Origin of the sequence: Rossellomorea sp. y25 (genome assembly GCF_038049935.1) — a bacterium.
Classification (GTDB): Bacteria; Bacillota; Bacilli; order Bacillales; family Bacillaceae_B; genus Rossellomorea.
In genome coordinates, this window is record NZ_CP145886.1 from 2,502,069 (window position 1) to 2,518,974 (window position 16,906).

At 39.6% G+C, this 16,906-nt stretch carries 20 protein-coding genes; 3 read left to right on the forward strand and 17 right to left on the reverse strand.

Annotated elements, in window-relative coordinates; translation table 11 throughout:
• Positions 1 to 5: 5 nt before the first annotated feature.
• Complete coding sequence (locus AAEM60_RS12500) at positions 6 to 887, reverse strand: NAD(P)-dependent oxidoreductase (RefSeq protein ID WP_341356439.1); 882 nt, start codon at positions 885 to 887, stop codon at positions 6 to 8.
• 166 nt (positions 888 to 1,053) lie between these two features.
• On the opposite strand from AAEM60_RS12500, the gene AAEM60_RS12505 reads away from it, so the two are divergent.
• Positions 1,054 to 1,314, forward strand: a complete 261-nt coding sequence (locus AAEM60_RS12505) for a hypothetical protein (RefSeq protein WP_299737306.1) — start codon at positions 1,054 to 1,056, stop codon at positions 1,312 to 1,314.
• A gap of 48 nt (positions 1,315 to 1,362) precedes the next feature.
• Here AAEM60_RS12505 and AAEM60_RS12510 read toward each other — a convergent pair whose 3' ends face one another.
• The 5 genes from AAEM60_RS12510 to AAEM60_RS12530 all read right to left on the reverse strand — a co-directional run bounded on the left by AAEM60_RS12510 (position 1,363) and on the right by AAEM60_RS12530 (position 4,482).
• Positions 1,363 to 1,758: a DUF202 domain-containing protein gene (locus tag AAEM60_RS12510; RefSeq protein ID WP_299737308.1), complete on the reverse strand. Its 396-nt coding sequence runs from the start codon at positions 1,756 to 1,758 to the stop codon at positions 1,363 to 1,365.
• A gap of 107 nt (positions 1,759 to 1,865) precedes the next feature.
• Positions 1,866 to 2,993 (reverse strand): MBL fold metallo-hydrolase, encoded by a 1,128-nt coding sequence (locus AAEM60_RS12515; protein ID WP_341356440.1) that lies wholly within the window; start codon positions 2,991 to 2,993, stop codon positions 1,866 to 1,868.
• A 139-nt stretch (positions 2,994 to 3,132) separates the two neighbouring features.
• The gene (locus AAEM60_RS12520) at positions 3,133 to 3,429 is read right to left on the reverse strand and encodes a rhodanese-like domain-containing protein (RefSeq protein WP_299737312.1); all 297 of its coding nucleotides are present in this window, start codon (positions 3,427 to 3,429) and stop codon (positions 3,133 to 3,135) included.
• A 135-nt stretch (positions 3,430 to 3,564) separates the two neighbouring features.
• Positions 3,565 to 3,903, reverse strand: coding sequence for a rhodanese-like domain-containing protein (locus tag AAEM60_RS12525; RefSeq protein ID WP_341356441.1), 339 nt, complete (start codon positions 3,901 to 3,903; stop codon positions 3,565 to 3,567).
• A 195-nt stretch (positions 3,904 to 4,098) separates the two neighbouring features.
• Positions 4,099 to 4,482, reverse strand: a complete 384-nt coding sequence (locus AAEM60_RS12530) for a hypothetical protein (RefSeq protein WP_341356442.1) — start codon at positions 4,480 to 4,482, stop codon at positions 4,099 to 4,101.
• 244 nt (positions 4,483 to 4,726) lie between these two features.
• Between AAEM60_RS12530 and AAEM60_RS12535 the strand changes: the two genes are divergently transcribed.
• Together AAEM60_RS12535 and AAEM60_RS12540 are read left to right on the forward strand one after the other, a co-directional pair.
• Positions 4,727 to 5,413 carry a response regulator transcription factor gene (locus tag AAEM60_RS12535; RefSeq protein ID WP_299737319.1) on the forward strand — a complete coding sequence of 229 codons (687 nt, stop codon included), beginning with the start codon at positions 4,727 to 4,729 and terminating at the stop codon, positions 5,411 to 5,413.
• Positions 5,410 to 6,813 (forward strand): ATP-binding protein, encoded by a 1,404-nt coding sequence (locus AAEM60_RS12540; RefSeq protein ID WP_341356443.1) that lies wholly within the window; start codon positions 5,410 to 5,412, stop codon positions 6,811 to 6,813. The genes AAEM60_RS12535 and AAEM60_RS12540 overlap by 4 nt, the downstream gene beginning before the upstream one ends.
• 61 nt (positions 6,814 to 6,874) lie before the next feature.
• Here the strand turns inward: AAEM60_RS12540 and AAEM60_RS12545 are convergent, their stop codons facing one another.
• From AAEM60_RS12545 to AAEM60_RS12595, 11 genes are all read right to left on the reverse strand, one after another.
• Positions 6,875 to 7,795: a DUF1002 domain-containing protein gene (locus AAEM60_RS12545; protein WP_299737324.1), complete on the reverse strand. Its 921-nt coding sequence runs from the start codon at positions 7,793 to 7,795 to the stop codon at positions 6,875 to 6,877.
• 267 nt (positions 7,796 to 8,062) lie between these two features.
• Positions 8,063 to 8,839, reverse strand: a complete 777-nt coding sequence (locus AAEM60_RS12550) for a sulfite exporter TauE/SafE family protein (protein WP_341356444.1) — start codon at positions 8,837 to 8,839, stop codon at positions 8,063 to 8,065.
• 84 nt (positions 8,840 to 8,923) lie between these two features.
• On the reverse strand, positions 8,924 to 10,051 hold the full coding sequence (locus tag AAEM60_RS12555; RefSeq protein WP_341356445.1) for an MBL fold metallo-hydrolase: 1,128 nt from the start codon (positions 10,049 to 10,051) through the stop codon (positions 8,924 to 8,926).
• A 32-nt stretch (positions 10,052 to 10,083) separates the two neighbouring features.
• Complete coding sequence (locus AAEM60_RS12560; RefSeq protein WP_341356446.1) at positions 10,084 to 10,656, reverse strand: sulfurtransferase TusA family protein; 573 nt, start codon at positions 10,654 to 10,656, stop codon at positions 10,084 to 10,086.
• Positions 10,657 to 10,705: 49 nt separating this feature from the next.
• Positions 10,706 to 11,185: a DsrE/DsrF/DrsH-like family protein gene (locus tag AAEM60_RS12565; protein ID WP_341356447.1), complete on the reverse strand. Its 480-nt coding sequence runs from the start codon at positions 11,183 to 11,185 to the stop codon at positions 10,706 to 10,708.
• A gap of 49 nt (positions 11,186 to 11,234) precedes the next feature.
• Complete coding sequence (locus AAEM60_RS12570; protein ID WP_341356448.1) at positions 11,235 to 11,462, reverse strand: sulfurtransferase TusA family protein; 228 nt, start codon at positions 11,460 to 11,462, stop codon at positions 11,235 to 11,237.
• Positions 11,463 to 11,545: 83 nt separating this feature from the next.
• Positions 11,546 to 11,806 (reverse strand): metal-sensitive transcriptional regulator, encoded by a 261-nt coding sequence (locus tag AAEM60_RS12575; RefSeq protein WP_299737336.1) that lies wholly within the window; start codon positions 11,804 to 11,806, stop codon positions 11,546 to 11,548.
• 232 nt (positions 11,807 to 12,038) lie between these two features.
• A complete protein-coding gene (locus AAEM60_RS12580; protein WP_341356449.1) occupies positions 12,039 to 13,295 on the reverse strand; it encodes a M24 family metallopeptidase in 1,257 nt (418 codons plus the stop codon).
• 132 nt (positions 13,296 to 13,427) lie between these two features.
• Complete coding sequence (locus AAEM60_RS12585; protein ID WP_299737340.1) at positions 13,428 to 14,387, reverse strand: ArsA family ATPase; 960 nt, start codon at positions 14,385 to 14,387, stop codon at positions 13,428 to 13,430.
• A gap of 23 nt (positions 14,388 to 14,410) precedes the next feature.
• Positions 14,411 to 14,668, reverse strand: a complete 258-nt coding sequence (locus tag AAEM60_RS12590; protein WP_299739558.1) for a cory-CC-star protein — start codon at positions 14,666 to 14,668, stop codon at positions 14,411 to 14,413.
• A 465-nt stretch (positions 14,669 to 15,133) separates the two neighbouring features.
• Positions 15,134 to 16,873 carry a carbon starvation protein A gene (locus AAEM60_RS12595; RefSeq protein WP_299737342.1) on the reverse strand — a complete coding sequence of 580 codons (1,740 nt, stop codon included), beginning with the start codon at positions 16,871 to 16,873 and terminating at the stop codon, positions 15,134 to 15,136.
• Between the last annotated feature and the right edge of the window lie 33 nt (positions 16,874 to 16,906).

Below are 16,906 nucleotides of genomic sequence, written 5' to 3' on the forward strand. Positions count from 1 at the left end.
ATTTTTTATGCTTCCAATAATTTAATAAGAGCTTGAGTACCGCTGTTCTCCTCACCTTTAAGAGCCAAATCTTCATATAGTGAAAGGGCTAACTCTAACCCAGGTGTCTTAATGTCCATTTCCTTGGCTGAATCCAGGGCAATCTTAAGATCTTTGATAAAATGCTTTACATAAAAACCAGGAGCATAGTCTTCCTTGATCATTCGTGGTACCAGATTAATTAAGGACCAACTTCCTGCTGCCCCGGACGTGATACTCTTAAGAACATTATTAGGATCCAAGCCTGATTTCTTGGCATAAAGAAGGGCTTCACTGACTCCCATCATGTTAGAAGCAATCGTGATTTGGTTACACATCTTCGTATACTGCCCCGCCCCTGCTTTTCCTTGATATACAACATTTGTACCTAGAAGGTCTAATAGAGGCTTTACAGTTTCGAATGGTTCTTTGTCTCCTCCTACCATGATAGAAAGCCTTGCTTCTTTTGCTCCTATGTCTCCCCCGGAAACAGGGGCATCTAATGTGAAAACCCCTTTATCAACCCCATATGTGTAGATTTCCTCTGCTAATCTTGGAGATGATGTGGTCATATCGATGGCAATCGAACCCTGTTTCAAGTGATGAAGAATTCCACTTTCACCAAGGTAAATTTCATCTACATCAGATGGATAGCCCACGATCGTAATGACTATATCCGAAACTTCAGCAACTTCCTTTGGAGTGTCAGCCCATTTTGCACCGTTTTGTATAAGCTTTAATGCTTTCTCTTTCGTGCGATTGTAAACGACCATCGGAAAACCAGAATCGAGTAGATGCCCAGCCATGCTTTGTCCCATCACACCTGTTCCAATAAATCCAATGACGCTTTCCTTCGTTAATTCCTTCATTTACTTCATCCTCCCTTTGCATTTCTTCTATGTATATTTTTAACTAGAACTCTAAAAATGTCCACTCCTGGATTTATTTGATTCAACCCCCGATGTTTAAATTCATGTACGCCGGGAAAATAAAGAGCATACCAAACAAACTCTATTATTGGTAGGAGGAGAAAAAATGAAAGTAAATAAAAGCTTACTTGTGGGTGCGACAGTTACGGCTGGTTCATTAGGATGGATTCTGTCATCAAAAGAGAAGCGTAATCAGCTGCATAATGTAAAAGAAGGATTGGTTACGAAATTCAAAAAGAGAAGAAAAGAAGATTTACCTGTAGAAAAAGGCGGTAATCCGGATCCCGCCAATATCGAAGACAATTCCATGGTGAGTGAAGGAGCCATGACATCGGTTCAATATTATAATGAGAAGAAACAAGATTAAATAAAAGCTGAACGCGGGGATTGAATCTCCTCCCTCGTTCAGCTCTTTTTAATTCAGTGTAAAAAAATAAACCGTTACAAATAGAAGAACAACAGTTGCAACAATGGCCATCATCTTAATAATGGCATCTGCGGACACAAATGTTTGTGTGTTTATATGCTTTCTCGTCCTATAATAGTTAACAGTTGATCCAATAATGATAACTAATCCAATGATGAGAGCGATAGCACTGATGGCAACGGCGATTCGATCTTGGACCGCATCCCCTTGAAGCGAGTTATAATGCAAGCTTGTTGTTAAGAAACCGATCCCTATGATGGCAATGGCTGTTCGAATCCATGCCAGAAACGTTCGTTCGTTTGCTAAGTGCTGCTGAATATATTTTGATTCATTGGTTTCATTCATGATTTCCACTTCCCTGGTTCTTCCATTCCATGCAATCATCCCCCTCTAATTCGGGGGATGATTTGTATATTAGTTGCTTATCCTTTATTTTAAACATTATGGTTTTTATCCAGCTGGCCAGCTAGAAGTTAAGGATAGCTTTCTTGTTATCTGACAGCACACCGGTTTGGTCCTGTTTCCATTTCCCGTTTTTCATCTTCTTCAGGATCCATTTTACCCATGTTGGTTTCACGAATTTTTTCATAGCTATTCGGTTGAGGTGGAAGATTTTCTGTGACCGTTTTTCTAAACTCTTTTTCATCTTCAATATTCAAACCGTGATTTTCCTTATATAGATCACTTAGAAGATGTGAGACTGATCCATCTTCATTCATCTCGTCTATCGTCATAAAGTGTGCAGGTAATACAGTTAACTGATCCTCAAGGTTTTTGTATCTGGAATACAATGTTTTTCTCAAGTCCCCTACCCAATCTTCTGCTTTCCCGGCTAAATCAGGTCTACCTATTGAATCAATAAATAGAATATCTCCTGTTAGCAAATAGTGGTGATCTACAATAAAGGAAGTGCTTCCTATCGTATGTCCAGGTGAGTATACAGCTTTAATGGTTGTGTCGCCCACTTTAATGACAGTATCATCGTTTAATTCTTCATATTCGTACTGAACTTCCTCTGCATCTTTAGGTGGTAAATAATAAGGAGTATTGTATTCATTGCTCAAAGTTTTACCTCCCGAAATGTGATCAGCATGCAGATGTGTATCAAGTACAGCTTGAACGGAAACTTTATGATCTTGAATAAATTCCTTATAAGGTTCTAGCAGTCGGCTGGGGTCAACGAAAGCCGCTTCTCCATTTGAGATGATGGCATAGGATAAACATCCTTTCCCGATCCGGACAAATTGATAAAGTGCACCGCCTGAAATATCACCTATTTTAACAGGCTCTAAATATTCACTCCAAGCCTGCATGCCTCCTTCAACGGAATAAATGTTGTCCATCCCGGCATCAACAAGCATTTCTGCCGTTTTCGTCGAGGAATTTCCCTTGGCACAAATAACATAAATGGCTTCATCATTCGGTAGTGTAGATTGAATAGATTGAAGGTTGTCTTTCAATTCGGAAAAAGGCTTGTTAATAATTTTTACATTCTTGCCCTCAACCTTCCAATCATCAAAGGAATCTTTCGGGCGGACGTCCAGAATAAACATCCTGTCTCCATTAAGTATCTTTTTAGTAAGTTCCTTTGCCGTCAATTGATTTACTGTAGTTGTCATATTATGAATTCCTCCCTTATCCTATTTTCATCCCATCGAAAATAAATTATCCTATTTCCCACATTTTAAACCTATTGGGGTATTACAAAATTGAATATTCACCATACTTTGATGAAAATCAGAGAATAAAAGGAAAGAATTATTCAACTTTCCCTTCCCATGCGAGCATTCCACCATTCATATTGATTACGTTGAATCCTTGATAGTCGAGAAACCTTACAGCTTGACTACTTCTACCACCGGATTGACAAACCACAATGTACTCTTTCTTCTTATCTAATTCATTCATGCGAAATTCCAGTAGTCCTAACGGAAGGTGAATACTAGTTGGAATTTTCCCGGTTTGCACCTCTGCAACCTCTCGAACATCAATGATATTTAAGGGTTCTCCAGCTGACAATCGTTCAATCACTTCATTTGGTGAGATTGTTTTCATTTACATTCCCTCTCTTTATTTAAAATTGTTTTCTTATAACGCACTTGCTTTTCATTTAGAATTAAGATTATCGTTCACCTTGTAATAAAAAACCCTTCTTATTCTGTAAAAACAAAGTCTAAAAATAGAACCTCATTAATTGGACCAGGAATTCATTCCACCCTTAACATTTGTAACAGATGTGAACCCTTGCTGATTAAGCACCTTGCATGCATTGGCACTTCTCATTCCGCTTTGACAGATCACGATGGTTTCTTTGTCTTTTGATAGTGTGTGAGCGTTTTGTTGTAAAGATTGTAATGGCATATTTTTAAATTGGGCAATGTGATTATGTTTGAATTCTCCTGGTGTTCGTACATCAATAAACTGCTTGGAGGTATCCCCCAGCAATGGTTTTAATTCATTCGTTGAAATTTGGTTGATATTTTCACCTGGTTTTTTCATTCTCAAATAAAGAAAAATAAGTACAGCCAATAAGGTTAATCCTATAAACTCCAAAATAAGCACCTCACCTTTTTTATTTAGCTCGTGATTGCCAAAGCATTCACTTTATATCTACATAATATACCCCCATAGGTATTAAGTCAAGTGCAACTTATTAGAACCCTATCCCCTTATAGAACATCTTCATAGAAAAACCGACTCTGACCTTAGAGTCGGTTTACTTATTTATAGATAATAATAGTAACGTTTATGTGGGCCTTTAAATGGGCTGTTCACGATTTGCCCTCCAAGAAACCCTAATCCTAGACCAATTAATCCTGCACCGATTGGATTTATACCATATCCATAGCCGCTTCCTGGCACGTAAGGTGATGGACCGAAACCTTGCTGTGGAAACCCTGGTGGCGGATACCCTTGTGGTCCATACCCACTATATGGCGCATATCCTCCGAAACCCGCCACTTGATCTTGGTAATCTGCCCAAGGTCCATATCCCTGATAGCCATTTCCACTGCCGTAATTAAATCCAGTCCCATTATTCGGAAATCCTGAGCCGGAATTAAACATGTTCAATAAATTTTTTCTGTCTGTGGTTCCCCTCTCATACATCTTCGTCACTCCTCTTTATTAGCCTATTAATAAATGGGAAAAGGGGAAGGGCAGATGTCCCTGCCCAGGGGAAAAGTAGTGGACAAATGAAGGAATCCATTTCTTAATCCCTTCCTGTATTTCATGCTAAAATGGTGAAAACTGAAGATATGTGGAAATAAACCTTATATCATAAAAAATTCACTAATTGCGACTATAATAAAACTCAGCAATTGCCTATGTTAATGGACGGGAGTGATTTACGTTGAAAAAATGGAATGTCTTAATTGTAGATGATGAACCTGAAATGAGACAGCTAATCAAACTATATTTAAAAAGGGATCATTATTTCTGTTTAGAAGCAGAGAATGGTCTCGCTGCTCTTGATCAACTGAAGAAAACACATGTGGATATCATGGTTGTGGATATTATGATGCCCTTCATGGATGGTTATCAGTTGCTAAAAGAGGTTAGGGAAACCAGTCAAATCCCCTTTATCTTCCTTTCTGCAAAGGGCGATGATTTAGACAAGGTGAAGGGACTTAAGCTGGGAAGTGACGATTATATGGTTAAACCGTTTAACGCCGAAGAACTTGTTGCACGAATCGAAACGATTCTGAGAAGATCTTACGGAACTCAATCCAGTCAACAGTCGATGATTGAGCGGTATGGGCCAGTGTCATTTAATTTAGCATCCAGAACTGTATCCGTTGGTGAACTTTCACCTCGATTGACCTTAAAGGAATATGAACTTTTTTTGTTCCTTGCCCGTAATCAAGGCAGGGTGTATAAGAGGGACCAGCTGCTCGATCAAATATGGGGAAGTGACTATGAAGGCAGTGATCGTACAGTCGACACCCATATTAAAACATTACGACTTAAATTAAAGAGCTACGGCCATTTGATTGAAACCGTGTGGGGCCTTGGCTATAAGTTCGAGGGATCAGCTTGAAAAACGCAACCCTGACTCTCAATAAAAAAGTTTCTCTTCTATTATTAAGCAGCTTATTTTTAACCATTGTCTTTTCCTTTCTTTTTATTCATTTTCTCTACAAAGATTTATATATTGGCACGGTTAAGGAGTCACTGCTTTATCAAGGACAAAGAACAGTCGCTCACTATCACTACGGTGACGTAAGCGGAAGTGTAAGGGATAAAATTCTTTGGTATAACGTAATTTCCCCTTATGAAGTGTCTGTTGTCGAGAACCTTGACGACTTAACAAAAAGTTTCCCCTATCTTATTGACCAAAAGCCTCTCATCAATAACGATGACAAAAGTGAATTGATCAAAGGTCATCGGGTAATGAAAGAAGGATATGTAGAAGAGTTTGATCGGAATGTGATTGGAGCGATCTTTCCTCTAATGAATGAAGAAAGATTAATGGGGTATTTACTTATTTATATCCCCCTGGCTGAAATGACGGAGGTCTTTAGCAAGGGGATTCCTATATTGGTCCTCACTGGGGTAATGTTTTATTTTGTACTGTTCCTAATCATTCAATCTTCTTTAGGGTCATTATTTAAACCTGTCCGGGAAATGCAGCTGTTTTCGAATAAAGTAGCCAAAGGGGATTTTTCGGACAGGCTCAATGTCACCTCTAAAGATGAAATGGCGGAGCTTGCACTAACATTCAATAGTATGGTCGACTCACTTCAACATCAAGAAGAACGAAAACGTCAGTTTCTTTCGAATGTTGCGCATGAATTAAGGACCCCCCTTACTTATATTGGAGGATATGCAAAGGCATTGACTGACAGGGTACAAACGAATCCTGAAGAAATGGAAGAAAGCCTGCACCTGATTCAAAAAGAAACGATACGGATGCAGAAATTAATTACAGAGCTACTGGAATTAAATAAATTGGAGGATGCCTCTTTTTCTTTAGATATTGAACCGATTGTTCTCTCTCAGTTCATAATGGATTCTTTAACACTCATTCAGCCTCATGCCGAAAACAAAAAAATTGATGTGCAACATCAGTTAAATGAAGAATCGATCATTAATGGGGATCCCAACCGGGTTATGCAGGTGTTTTATAATATTTTTGATAATGCATTGAAATATTCTCCTGAACAGAGTCGGATAATCATTCAATCCTATGAGGAAGATGGAATGGCTGTGGTGAAAATCGAAGATGCCGGAATTGGGATTCCAGCAGAATCTTTGTCTCAAATCGGGGAAAGATTTTTCCGATCGGATTTGTCGAGAACCAGGAATACGGGAGGATACGGTCTCGGTTTATCAATAGCGAAAGAAATCATGCATAAACATCAAGGTTCTTTGTCAATAGATAGTGAAGAAGGCAAAGGAACAACAGTGTATCTAAGGTTCCCTTTGCTTGAAATATAACGAAAAAGACTGAGTCACGTGCTGACTCAGTCTTCTCGTTATGCTGCATACAAATAGTCCATCACCCAAATAGATTTTTTATTGACTTAAAGAAATTAGCGATGGCCTCTAACAAGCCGGTAAAGAAGTCCGACACTTTTTGACCAAAACCTTCATCATTCACAATGTCTTTAATGGTAGTTTGGATATCTTTCGTTAAGTCGTCCAATTGTTGTTGAACATTATCAAAATTTATATCAAGTGACCTCATTTTTTCAAACAGGTCGATTAATAGCTGGCGATCCTCCGGGCTGAGCTCGATGTTCAGGGTTTGGAGCTTTTCTTCGACGATTTTTTCAACTTCTTCTTTCGTAGCTGGATCTTGTTCGGCTATTTCCTTCTTGATTTCAGTTAACAGTTCGCTAACCTCTTCCTTATCAATCCCGGCTTCTTTAGCAAGTTCTGTCGCTACGGTTAACTCCTCGTTGGCTACCTCCATGCGGACTGTATCAAGCTTCTCCCCACTGACATCATACGCTTTATAGATTCCCACCAATGCAGAGTGTCCGCTTACCTTTACAGGAGAAGCTACATCTACTACTGCGTTCTCAACCCCCGCAGTTAAAAGAGCATTAGAATACATAGAATTCGTCACTTCCGTGATATTCCCGGGCGTCACAATATTAACCTTTAAACCTTCACCTTTATCTTTTCGTGTAATCATGGCAGAGGAGAACATACGGGCATTTCGGTTTTCACCGTCAATATACTTCACCAAGTCTTCGCCTGTTGCCATAAACTCTTCTACTTCTGTTCCCTCTTCAATTCCTAATTGAGCCTGAACCTCTTTCTTTTGTTCATTAGTAAGTGTTTCTCCATAAACGACGATAGGTAATCCGAATTTTTCATTAATGCTTTCTTTATCATTATCTGCCGCCGATGCCGGCTGAATGAGGCCCACCATTAGTGAAAACAGTAAGGCAATACCAATCAATTTTTTCATAAATCATTCTCCCTTTTCATGTTGGATGGATAATAGAGCTGTTCCATTCATCCATTGTACTAGTGTCATTGAATATGTTCATCCATCCAGAGTCTTATTTCTAGCAATTGATTAGACGCACAATACCAGATGAAAGTTACAATGACTTTTTGTTAAATATTATAACAACCACGGATCTACAACACAAAAAAGAGCTTAGTTCTGTTCACAACAAATCTTCTTTTAAAGCGAAGATGCAATGTAAATAAGAACTAAGCTTAAATAGTTTTATAGTATATCGAGCCAGATTTTAATCGCTGTAGCCAGGATTAAAACGGCTAAAATCATTTGAAGAATCTTTGTATTCATTTTCTTTCCTGCCATAGCGCCCAGTGGAGATGCAATCAAACTAGCTACCACCATGATCATAGCGGGTAAATAGTCCACTTGACCCGTCGATATCTTACCAATCGTTGATCCAATTGAAGATATCAACGTAATTGCCAGGGATGAGGCAATTGTCATTCTTGTCGGGATTTTAAGAACAACAAGCATGATCGGAACCAACAGGAAAGCTCCGGCAGCACCAACGATGCCTGCTCCAATACCAACGATCAAAGCTAGTGTTGCAGATAACCATTTGTTAAATGTAACGTCCTCGAGTTTTACATCATCTATTCCTTTTTTTGGGATGAACATCATGATAGCTGCAATTAATGCAAGTATTCCATACACAATATTTATTCCAGCTTCACTCATGAATTTAGATCCGTACCCGCCAATGAAGCTACCGATTAAAATACTCACTCCCATGTATGTGATAAGAGTTTTATTAAGATAGCCTCCTTTACGGTAAGCCCAAACCCCACCAAGTGTGGCAAAGAATACTTGAACTGCGCTAATACCTGAAACTTCGTGTGCAGTGAATGTTGCTACTCCAAGCATTGGTGGAATATAAAGGAGCATGGGATATTTAATAATGCTCCCCCCGATACCTACCATTCCTGATATATAAGAGCCGACAAATCCGATTAGAAAGATCGTAATAATAAAGGCCAAATCCATCGTGTAGTTCCTCCTCTTCTAGTAAAACAGGAACCTCTTTAGCAGGTTCCCATTTTGATTATTTGTTTAGATTTGTACGATTGATTAACGAACAGCACAACGGTTTGGTCCAATTTCCATCTCACGCTGTTTCTCTTCATCCGGAGTTACTTTACCCATGTTTGTTTCACGAATTTCTTGATACGCGTTTGGCTGAGGTGGAAGGTTTTCAGATACCAGCTTTCTGAATTCTTCTTCGCTCTCGATATTTAAACCATGGTTTTTTGCAAATAATGTTCCCAGCTTTTCACCTACAGATCCATCTTCATTCAATTCCTCAATAATCATAAAATGAGCCGGTAAAACGGTAAGCTCCATAGAAAGGTCTTTATATCGTTTGTATAGACTTTCTCTAAGATCAGCTACCCAATCTTCTGCTTTCCCGGCAAGATCCGGACGTCCGATACTGTCCACAAATAGAATGTCACCTGATAATAAATACTTTCCATCAATGACAAATGACGTTGAACCGATTGTATGCCCCGGTGAGTAGAGAGCTGTGATATCTATCGTTGTATTTCCAATCACGACTTTATTCCCGTCTTCAAGTGCTGCATACTCAAAGGTAACTTCTTCAGCATCTTTAGGAGGTAACCAATAGGTAGCATTTGTTGCTTCTGCAATGTTACGTCCTCCAGAAATATGATCGGCATGCAAGTGAGTATCGAATATATTTGTAATCGTTGCGCCTTTTTCTTTTGCGAAATCGATAAAGATATCAGTCATACGAGTAGCATCGACGATCGCTGCTTCACCATTTGACACGACCATATAGGATAGACAACCTTTACCTAAACGAACAAATTGATAAAGCTCCCCGCCATTTGTTAATTCACCCACTCTGACAGGCTCCAAATGTTCGCTCCAAGCTTTCATGCCGCCTTCAAGGTAAGAAACATCTTTCCCTTCATCTGAAAGCATTTCCGCTACCATCATAGAAGAACCTTCTTTCGCACACACGACAAGAACGTCTTTATCCGTTGGAAGTTGATTCATTATTTCTTCTACACCATCTAAAAGATCGAAGTATGGGATGTTCAGATATTCAAATTTTGCACCTTCAATTTTCCAATCTTCAAAGGCATCTTCATTACGTACATCTAAAATGAATAAATCTTCTTTTTTCATTACTTTTTGTGCTACTTCTTTTGAATTCATTGGTTTAACTGCCATTCATTTAACCTCCCTGTATTTGTGGTATCATCTTACTTCACGTTCGATTCAACGTCTCCAGTCCAATCGCTCATACCTGGAACTACATTGATTACATTAAGAAAACCTTTTTCAGCTAATAGTTGCGCCGCCATGTCGCTTCTGTTTCCTGTACGGCATACTACATAAATATCCTTGTCTTTATTAAGTTCATCCACTCGGGTTTCCAGTTCTCCCAGTGGCATTGAAATCGAGCCTGGAATATGTTTGAATGCATATTCGGCCTTTTCACGGACATCCAGTACGACGATATTTTCATCGCCTAGTTTAGTAGACAATGTTTCATTATCTGTTACTGACTCATGTTTACGCTCTACAGTCTCTTCCCCGCTTGATTTGCGGACAAAATGTTTCAGAACATCTCCTTCTTCAATGGTTCCGAGATAATCGTGCCCGGAACTTTTTGCCCACGCTTGAAGATCGGCCTTTGATCCTTTGTCTGTTGCCTGAACTTCAATCACTTGGCCAGCTTCCAGGTTATTCATGGCCTTTTTTGTTTTTACAATCGGCATTGGACAAGCTAATCCCTTTGCATCCAATACGAAATTTGATTCAATCGTGTTCATATATAAAACCTCCAATTACCTTATAGGGTATATTTCATTGCAAAAAAAATTAGATGAATAGGTTCACGTTACCATTTTCAGCATCCGCTAAATACGCAGCTACTCCAGCATACTCGATTTCCTCTAATAATTCGTCTTTGTGTAATCCTAATAAATCCATTGTCATGGTACACGCAACCAATTTGATTTCTTGTTCCCTTGCCATATCAATTAAATCAGGTAAAGGCATAGCATTATGCTTCTTCATAACACCTTTGATCATTTTAGGGCCCATGCCCATGAAATTCATGTTTGATAATCCTAGTTTATCTGCGCCACGAGGCATCATCCCCCCAAACATTTTCTCCATAAATCCTTTTTTCACAGGCACCATCTCTTCTTTTCTTAAAGCATTCAGTCCCCAGAATGTATGGAAAATGGTTACGTCATGATCATAAGCTGCAGCCCCGTTCGCAATGATATATGCAGCCATCGCTTTATCGTAATCTCCACTAAAGAGAATAATATTGGTTGTTTTTCTTTCAGTCATTGTATCTCCTCCTATTTACTGTAAGGGGTGTTGATCCCCTTAAAAAAATTTAAACTTTTTTAATCCAGAATGTAAATACATCATTTTCTTCATTTGAATCGAGCAATTCATGTCCTGTAGATTTAGCCCAGGCTGTCAGGTCACTTTTAGCTCCTTTATCCGTTGTTTGAACCTCTAAAATTTGACCAGATTCAATTTCTTTTATTGCCTTTCTTGTTTTCACAATCGGCATTGGACAAGCTAATCCTTTAGCATCTAGTACTTTATCTGCGTTCATTAATAATTCCTCCTAAGAATGATTGTTTCTAATACCCACAAGGGTATATTATATGATATAAAAAAAGATGTCAACTCTTTTCTTTATCGACTCTTAACTAATAAATTCACAGCTTCTTTTACAAGGTCTTCCGTATTTTCACCAGTCTCTTGTGAATCTCTTACGCATTCAACAAGATTCATACTGACAATTAAGCCTACGGAACGGTCAAGAGCTGTTTTTGCTGCGGAAAGTTGTGTAATAACGTCTTTACAATCTTCCCCTTGCTCCATCATTCTTACGATTCCACGGAGCTGCCCTTCAACACGTTTAATTCGATTCTGAACTTGTGAATTGTATTCCATAAAGACACCTCCTGTTGGCTTATTGTTTCTTGCTACAATTACAATAATATACCCCGTTAGGTATAAAGTCAAGGAATAATCAACAATTTTATTAAAGGGAATGGATGATTGTAGAAATTATTATGATCGTTTCGGAATGACAGGCCATGCAGCCACAATGAAAAAAGAACTTGAGTACGATTCTCACTGTACTCAAGCTCCTTAGTCAATAACCTATCATCCATTCCCTTCATTATATAAGATAAAAGGACACTTGCCTTTTTGCCATGTATTCGACTCGATTTTGAATAATAGCGACAGGTTCCTCCAGATAGATCGGCACAATCTGATTCCATTCAGGAATGTATTGCTTGATGTTGAACTCCATAGCATAGCAGGTATTTGCTGTTAGTGGCAGGTCGCCTTTTATCGGGATATCTCTTTGTTGATCATATAATCCCATTATGGCCCCTGCTTCATGACAGTGGTTTCCTAAGGGGTGAGAATAAAGCATCGCCTCAATCCCCTCATCGCTTGCCTTTTTCATTACCCGCTGAAACACTTCGTTTCCTGTTCTACCCACTCTCATTTCTTCTGATACAATATCCTCAAACCTTAAGGCTGACTGTAACGCTGATTGAATTCCTTCAGGAGCGTCTTCTTCGCCTGGATAGAGAACGTAAGCAAGCTGCTGAGTGTCTGTCGCTAAACCAAGATAACGAATACCAAAATCCAAATGGACAATGTCTCCACATCGTATGATTTCCCCCTCTAATCGATCCATATCAGCACCTTTTCTTTGTAAATCGACCGTAGGGTAAAATGACGTTTCCATTCCTAAATCCAAGACGCGTTGCCTTATCCAATCGACTACATCTTCAGTCGTTGTGATACCTGGATGAATCACCGCTCCCGATAAAGCTTCTGCTGCTATTTGCCGCGCCAGCTCCGCTATTGAAGGATAGGCGATGAGTTCTTTCGATGTCCTCATTGATAGCCAATCAACTATGATGTGTTGGGCAGATACAAATTTATGAGTGTACTCATCTAGTAACATCCCCAAATGTTGGTAAAACGAATGACTTAAACCATCCCCTGCGGCAAAGGTAGTGGAATAGTTTAACGCAATTGTATCAGGGTCATGATCTTCTACTAGTCGTTTGAGGCACTCCCATTGATCACAATCTTCGGGATTCCATACCCGTTCATAAAACGGCTCAAAGTTCGGATTGGGGTGCAGTACCCATCTTTTTACCTGTTGATTTCCGTCGAGGAAGAACACCAGGATCGTCAATCTTCTTGAACTGTCTATTGATGATGGATAAAGCGTCTTCAGGACAGGATCTTCATTATACTCCCTGCCCGCAATAATCCACATATCTAGATTATGTTTTTTCATTAACGAAGGTAAAAGGGTATTAAGTCGGTGAAATAGCCAACGATTCTGTGTTTCTTCTCTTTTCTTCAACGGGAGAATTCCCGGTAAATGCTTCATGTCACTATTCCTCATGGGTATCACTCCCTTATTCCAATGTTTTCATTACACTCTTTCGACAAAAAATGATTTATCCCTTCTGAAAAATAAAAATGACCGTTAGAGGAAATAGCCTAACGGTCATTGGTTGAAGAGTTCATATGTATGCTAAATGCTTCGTTCACCTAAAAAAACTTCTTTTTGTAGATGGTCTACAAAATTTTCAAGATGCCGGATTGAACAGATATCTTCTTCTAGTAGTGGAATCCGATATAACGTTTGGTTTGTAAACTTCTCCATCATCATCTTTAAATATAGCTTTTCCTGCTCTTTCCTTTTTTCCAAGAACTCTCCATCCGCCTGAATGGGCAGGATCTTATTTATGATCAGTCCCCCTATATTCAATCCGTAATTGGACATCATTTCAATGGCCTTCTCAGTTTCAAGTATCGGGAGCCTTTCGGGAATGAGTACGAAAATGAATCCTGTTCTTTTTTGATCCAGAAGAATCCCCCGTACTTTTGAGAACTTTTCACGACGCCTTTGCAGCACATCATAAATGGGATCTTCGACCGGCTCCCCATCATTTAATAGTTGTGAATAATTCTTATTTGTTTTCTTTCGCCTTTCAAGCATCCCGTCCATCCATACTCCCATCAATTCGGGAAGGGATAATAGTCGGATTGTGTGGCCTGTAGGGGCTGTGTCAAAGATGATTTTATCGAACTCATTTCCTTCTTCGAGAATGATGGAAACCATCCGATCAAATAATGCAGCTTCTTCTGCCCCGGGTGCCGAGGCAGCCATATCAATTTGACGGTGTACCTCATTCACCATTTTTGATTTAACCATTCCCTTTAAATTCCGTTTCACTCCGTTGATATATCGCTGTGTTTCGATGTGTGGGTTTATTTCTATTCCCCATAGATTTTCAAGTAATGGCGTTTTATATTCCATGATCTCTTGATGGAAGATATCACCTAAATTATGAGCAGGATCCGTTGAAATGATTAACGTCTTCTTCCCCATATTCGCAAACATTACGGCTAAAGCAGAGGCAGATGTTGATTTTCCTACTCCTCCTTTTCCTCCTACAAAAAGAATTTTCTGGTGTTGTAATTCATTCATGTACATATCCCCCTCACTTTACTTCAACAACATCTGATGCCATCCAAGGGTGAGTGCTCCATTCCCATTCTTAAATGCCAATCATGAAATTTCTCTATTATATACGGATAAAGTTCCAATGTGTAATAAAAAACGGGATTCGGCAGGCCTAGCATATCTGAATAGAGCAATAATAAGAATAAATCATCCTCATCTCTTAATTCCCTTGCAATTTCCGTTTTATGAGGAAGGCGAATCATGTCATCGTAAAGCTGTATGATTCTTTTGAACTTTTCTTTCATAGACGAATCCATTCGTGCTCCCCTCCTTAAAGATGTCTCTGTAATGTGGCATGATAATTTAGATTATCTTGTAGATAATGACCATTAATGAAAATAGCTTGTCTTTTAATTGAGAAGAGAAGGTAAAAAAAAGCTTTATATAGAGGTATATGCTTTCTTCTCACCTGCCTCACCAAATAATAGATGATGGCCAAGAGATTTCTAGGGTCGCAGTATAGAATGGACACGGCCTCCCGATATTTTTCACTTGTTTCACAATAAAGTTTTCCAAGGGAACTTCTTTCGTGATGATGATGAGAGAAATCATGTTTCATTGTGATGAACCTGTCACCACTTACTCCACCACATCACCCCATGCCTACTTCAAGCTCTGAGCGAATCATTAGGACTTCTACCATACATAATCCCTCCTTCAAAAGGATGTAGAAAAAGGGGACTCGAGCACGAGTCACCCTTATCTTATAACTAAGCAGAGAACTGTGAAGGGTCATCTCCCTTTTTAGACAGTGAAGATGCAGCAGTAATAAGGATCCACAAGGTGAAAATCAGAATGATACTTCCAAAGATAAAGAGCAGCATATTCCCTTCTGATTCACCGACACCTGACCATTCAAATACGACTTGGTTAATCATCGCCCATAAGGTCATGAACATAAGGAATACCATTGGAATTAAGGTAGCTATATAATTCCTTCCTTGACGCTTTAGCCAGATGGTAATGAGAAGTAAACTGATTCCTGCAAGCAATTGATTCGAAGTACCAAAAAGCGGCCATAGCAGGTATCCACCTGACCCGAATCCTTTAGGGCCTTGAGGTAATAAAGTTAAGGCTGCACTTGAAACGACGGCAATCGTCGTTGCAACATGAGCATTTGTTAAAGGATTTACGTTGTACTCTTCTCCCAACTCGGCAATGATATAACGCATCAGTCGAACAGAGGAGTCCAATGTTGTTGCTGCGAAGCTCACAATGATCACTGAAACAATCGTAGCTGCGATATCCGCCGGAATTCCAACACCTGTAGCAAGTTGTCCGGCTCCTTGAATGAAGACACCCAAACCGGCACCACTTGCTGCAGCAAAACCGCTGTAAGTGGCTTGGAATTCTTCCACGTTCGGGAAAAATGTTATACATGCAATGATCGCAATCAATGCCAGTGCCCCCTCCCCAACAGCACCTAAATATCCTACAAAGCGTGCATCCGTTTCTTTGTCCAACTGTTTTGACGATGTACCAGAAGAAACCAGGCCGTGAAACCCGGAAATCGCACCGCAGGCAATTGTGATAAATAGTAACGGGAACCAGGAAACATCTGCAGCTCCGTTCGTCATTGGTGCTGTAATTTCAGGATTTGTAAACAGGAGGCCAAGATATAACAATCCTAAACCAACAATTAATTGATGGGAGTTGATATAATCACGTGGCTGCAATAGCTTCCAAACAGGTAGAGTTGAAGCTATGTAGACATAAATCATCAGAATGACGATCCACACCAGGAAAGCCATGCTTGTTGAACTCAAGCCAAACAATGATGTGGCCTCTTGACCACCGAAATAACGAACTAAATCTATTTGCAAAAATCCAACCCGGCTGGCAATGACAGCTGATGCATACATGACTGCCAGTGCTACGATTGAAGGTAGCAACATGCTGCCATTTCGCTTATAAACCGAATACCCAATCCAAACTGCTAATGGAATCTGAATGAACACCGAAATGACACTAGCAGGGAAAGTAATGAACAGATTTGCAATTACCCAGGCAAAAACTGCGTTCACCATCAACACAAGAATTAAAATAATAAATAGAAAAAGTACTTTTGCTCTTTTCCCTATTAACTTATTGGCTAATGAACCGACGGATTGTCCTTTATTTCGAACTGAAAGAACCAACGTTCCAAAATCATGCACCCCGGCTGCAAATACTGTTCCTAATATGACCCAAAGAAATGCTGGAAGCCATCCCCAGTAAACGGCGATTGCAGGTCCTACAATCGGAGCCGCCCCCGCTACAGAAGTAAAATGGTGACCCCACAGAACAAACTTATTCGTTGGGACGAAATCGACACCATCTTTATATTGGTGTGCCGGCGTCACATAATTGGGATCCAGACGGTACACCCGCTCAGCAATAAGCTTGGAATAATATTTATACCCAACTAAAAAAACAAGCCCTCCTATTACCGCCAACCATATTCCACCCATCAAATTCCTCCTTTTTATTATAAGTTGTATACA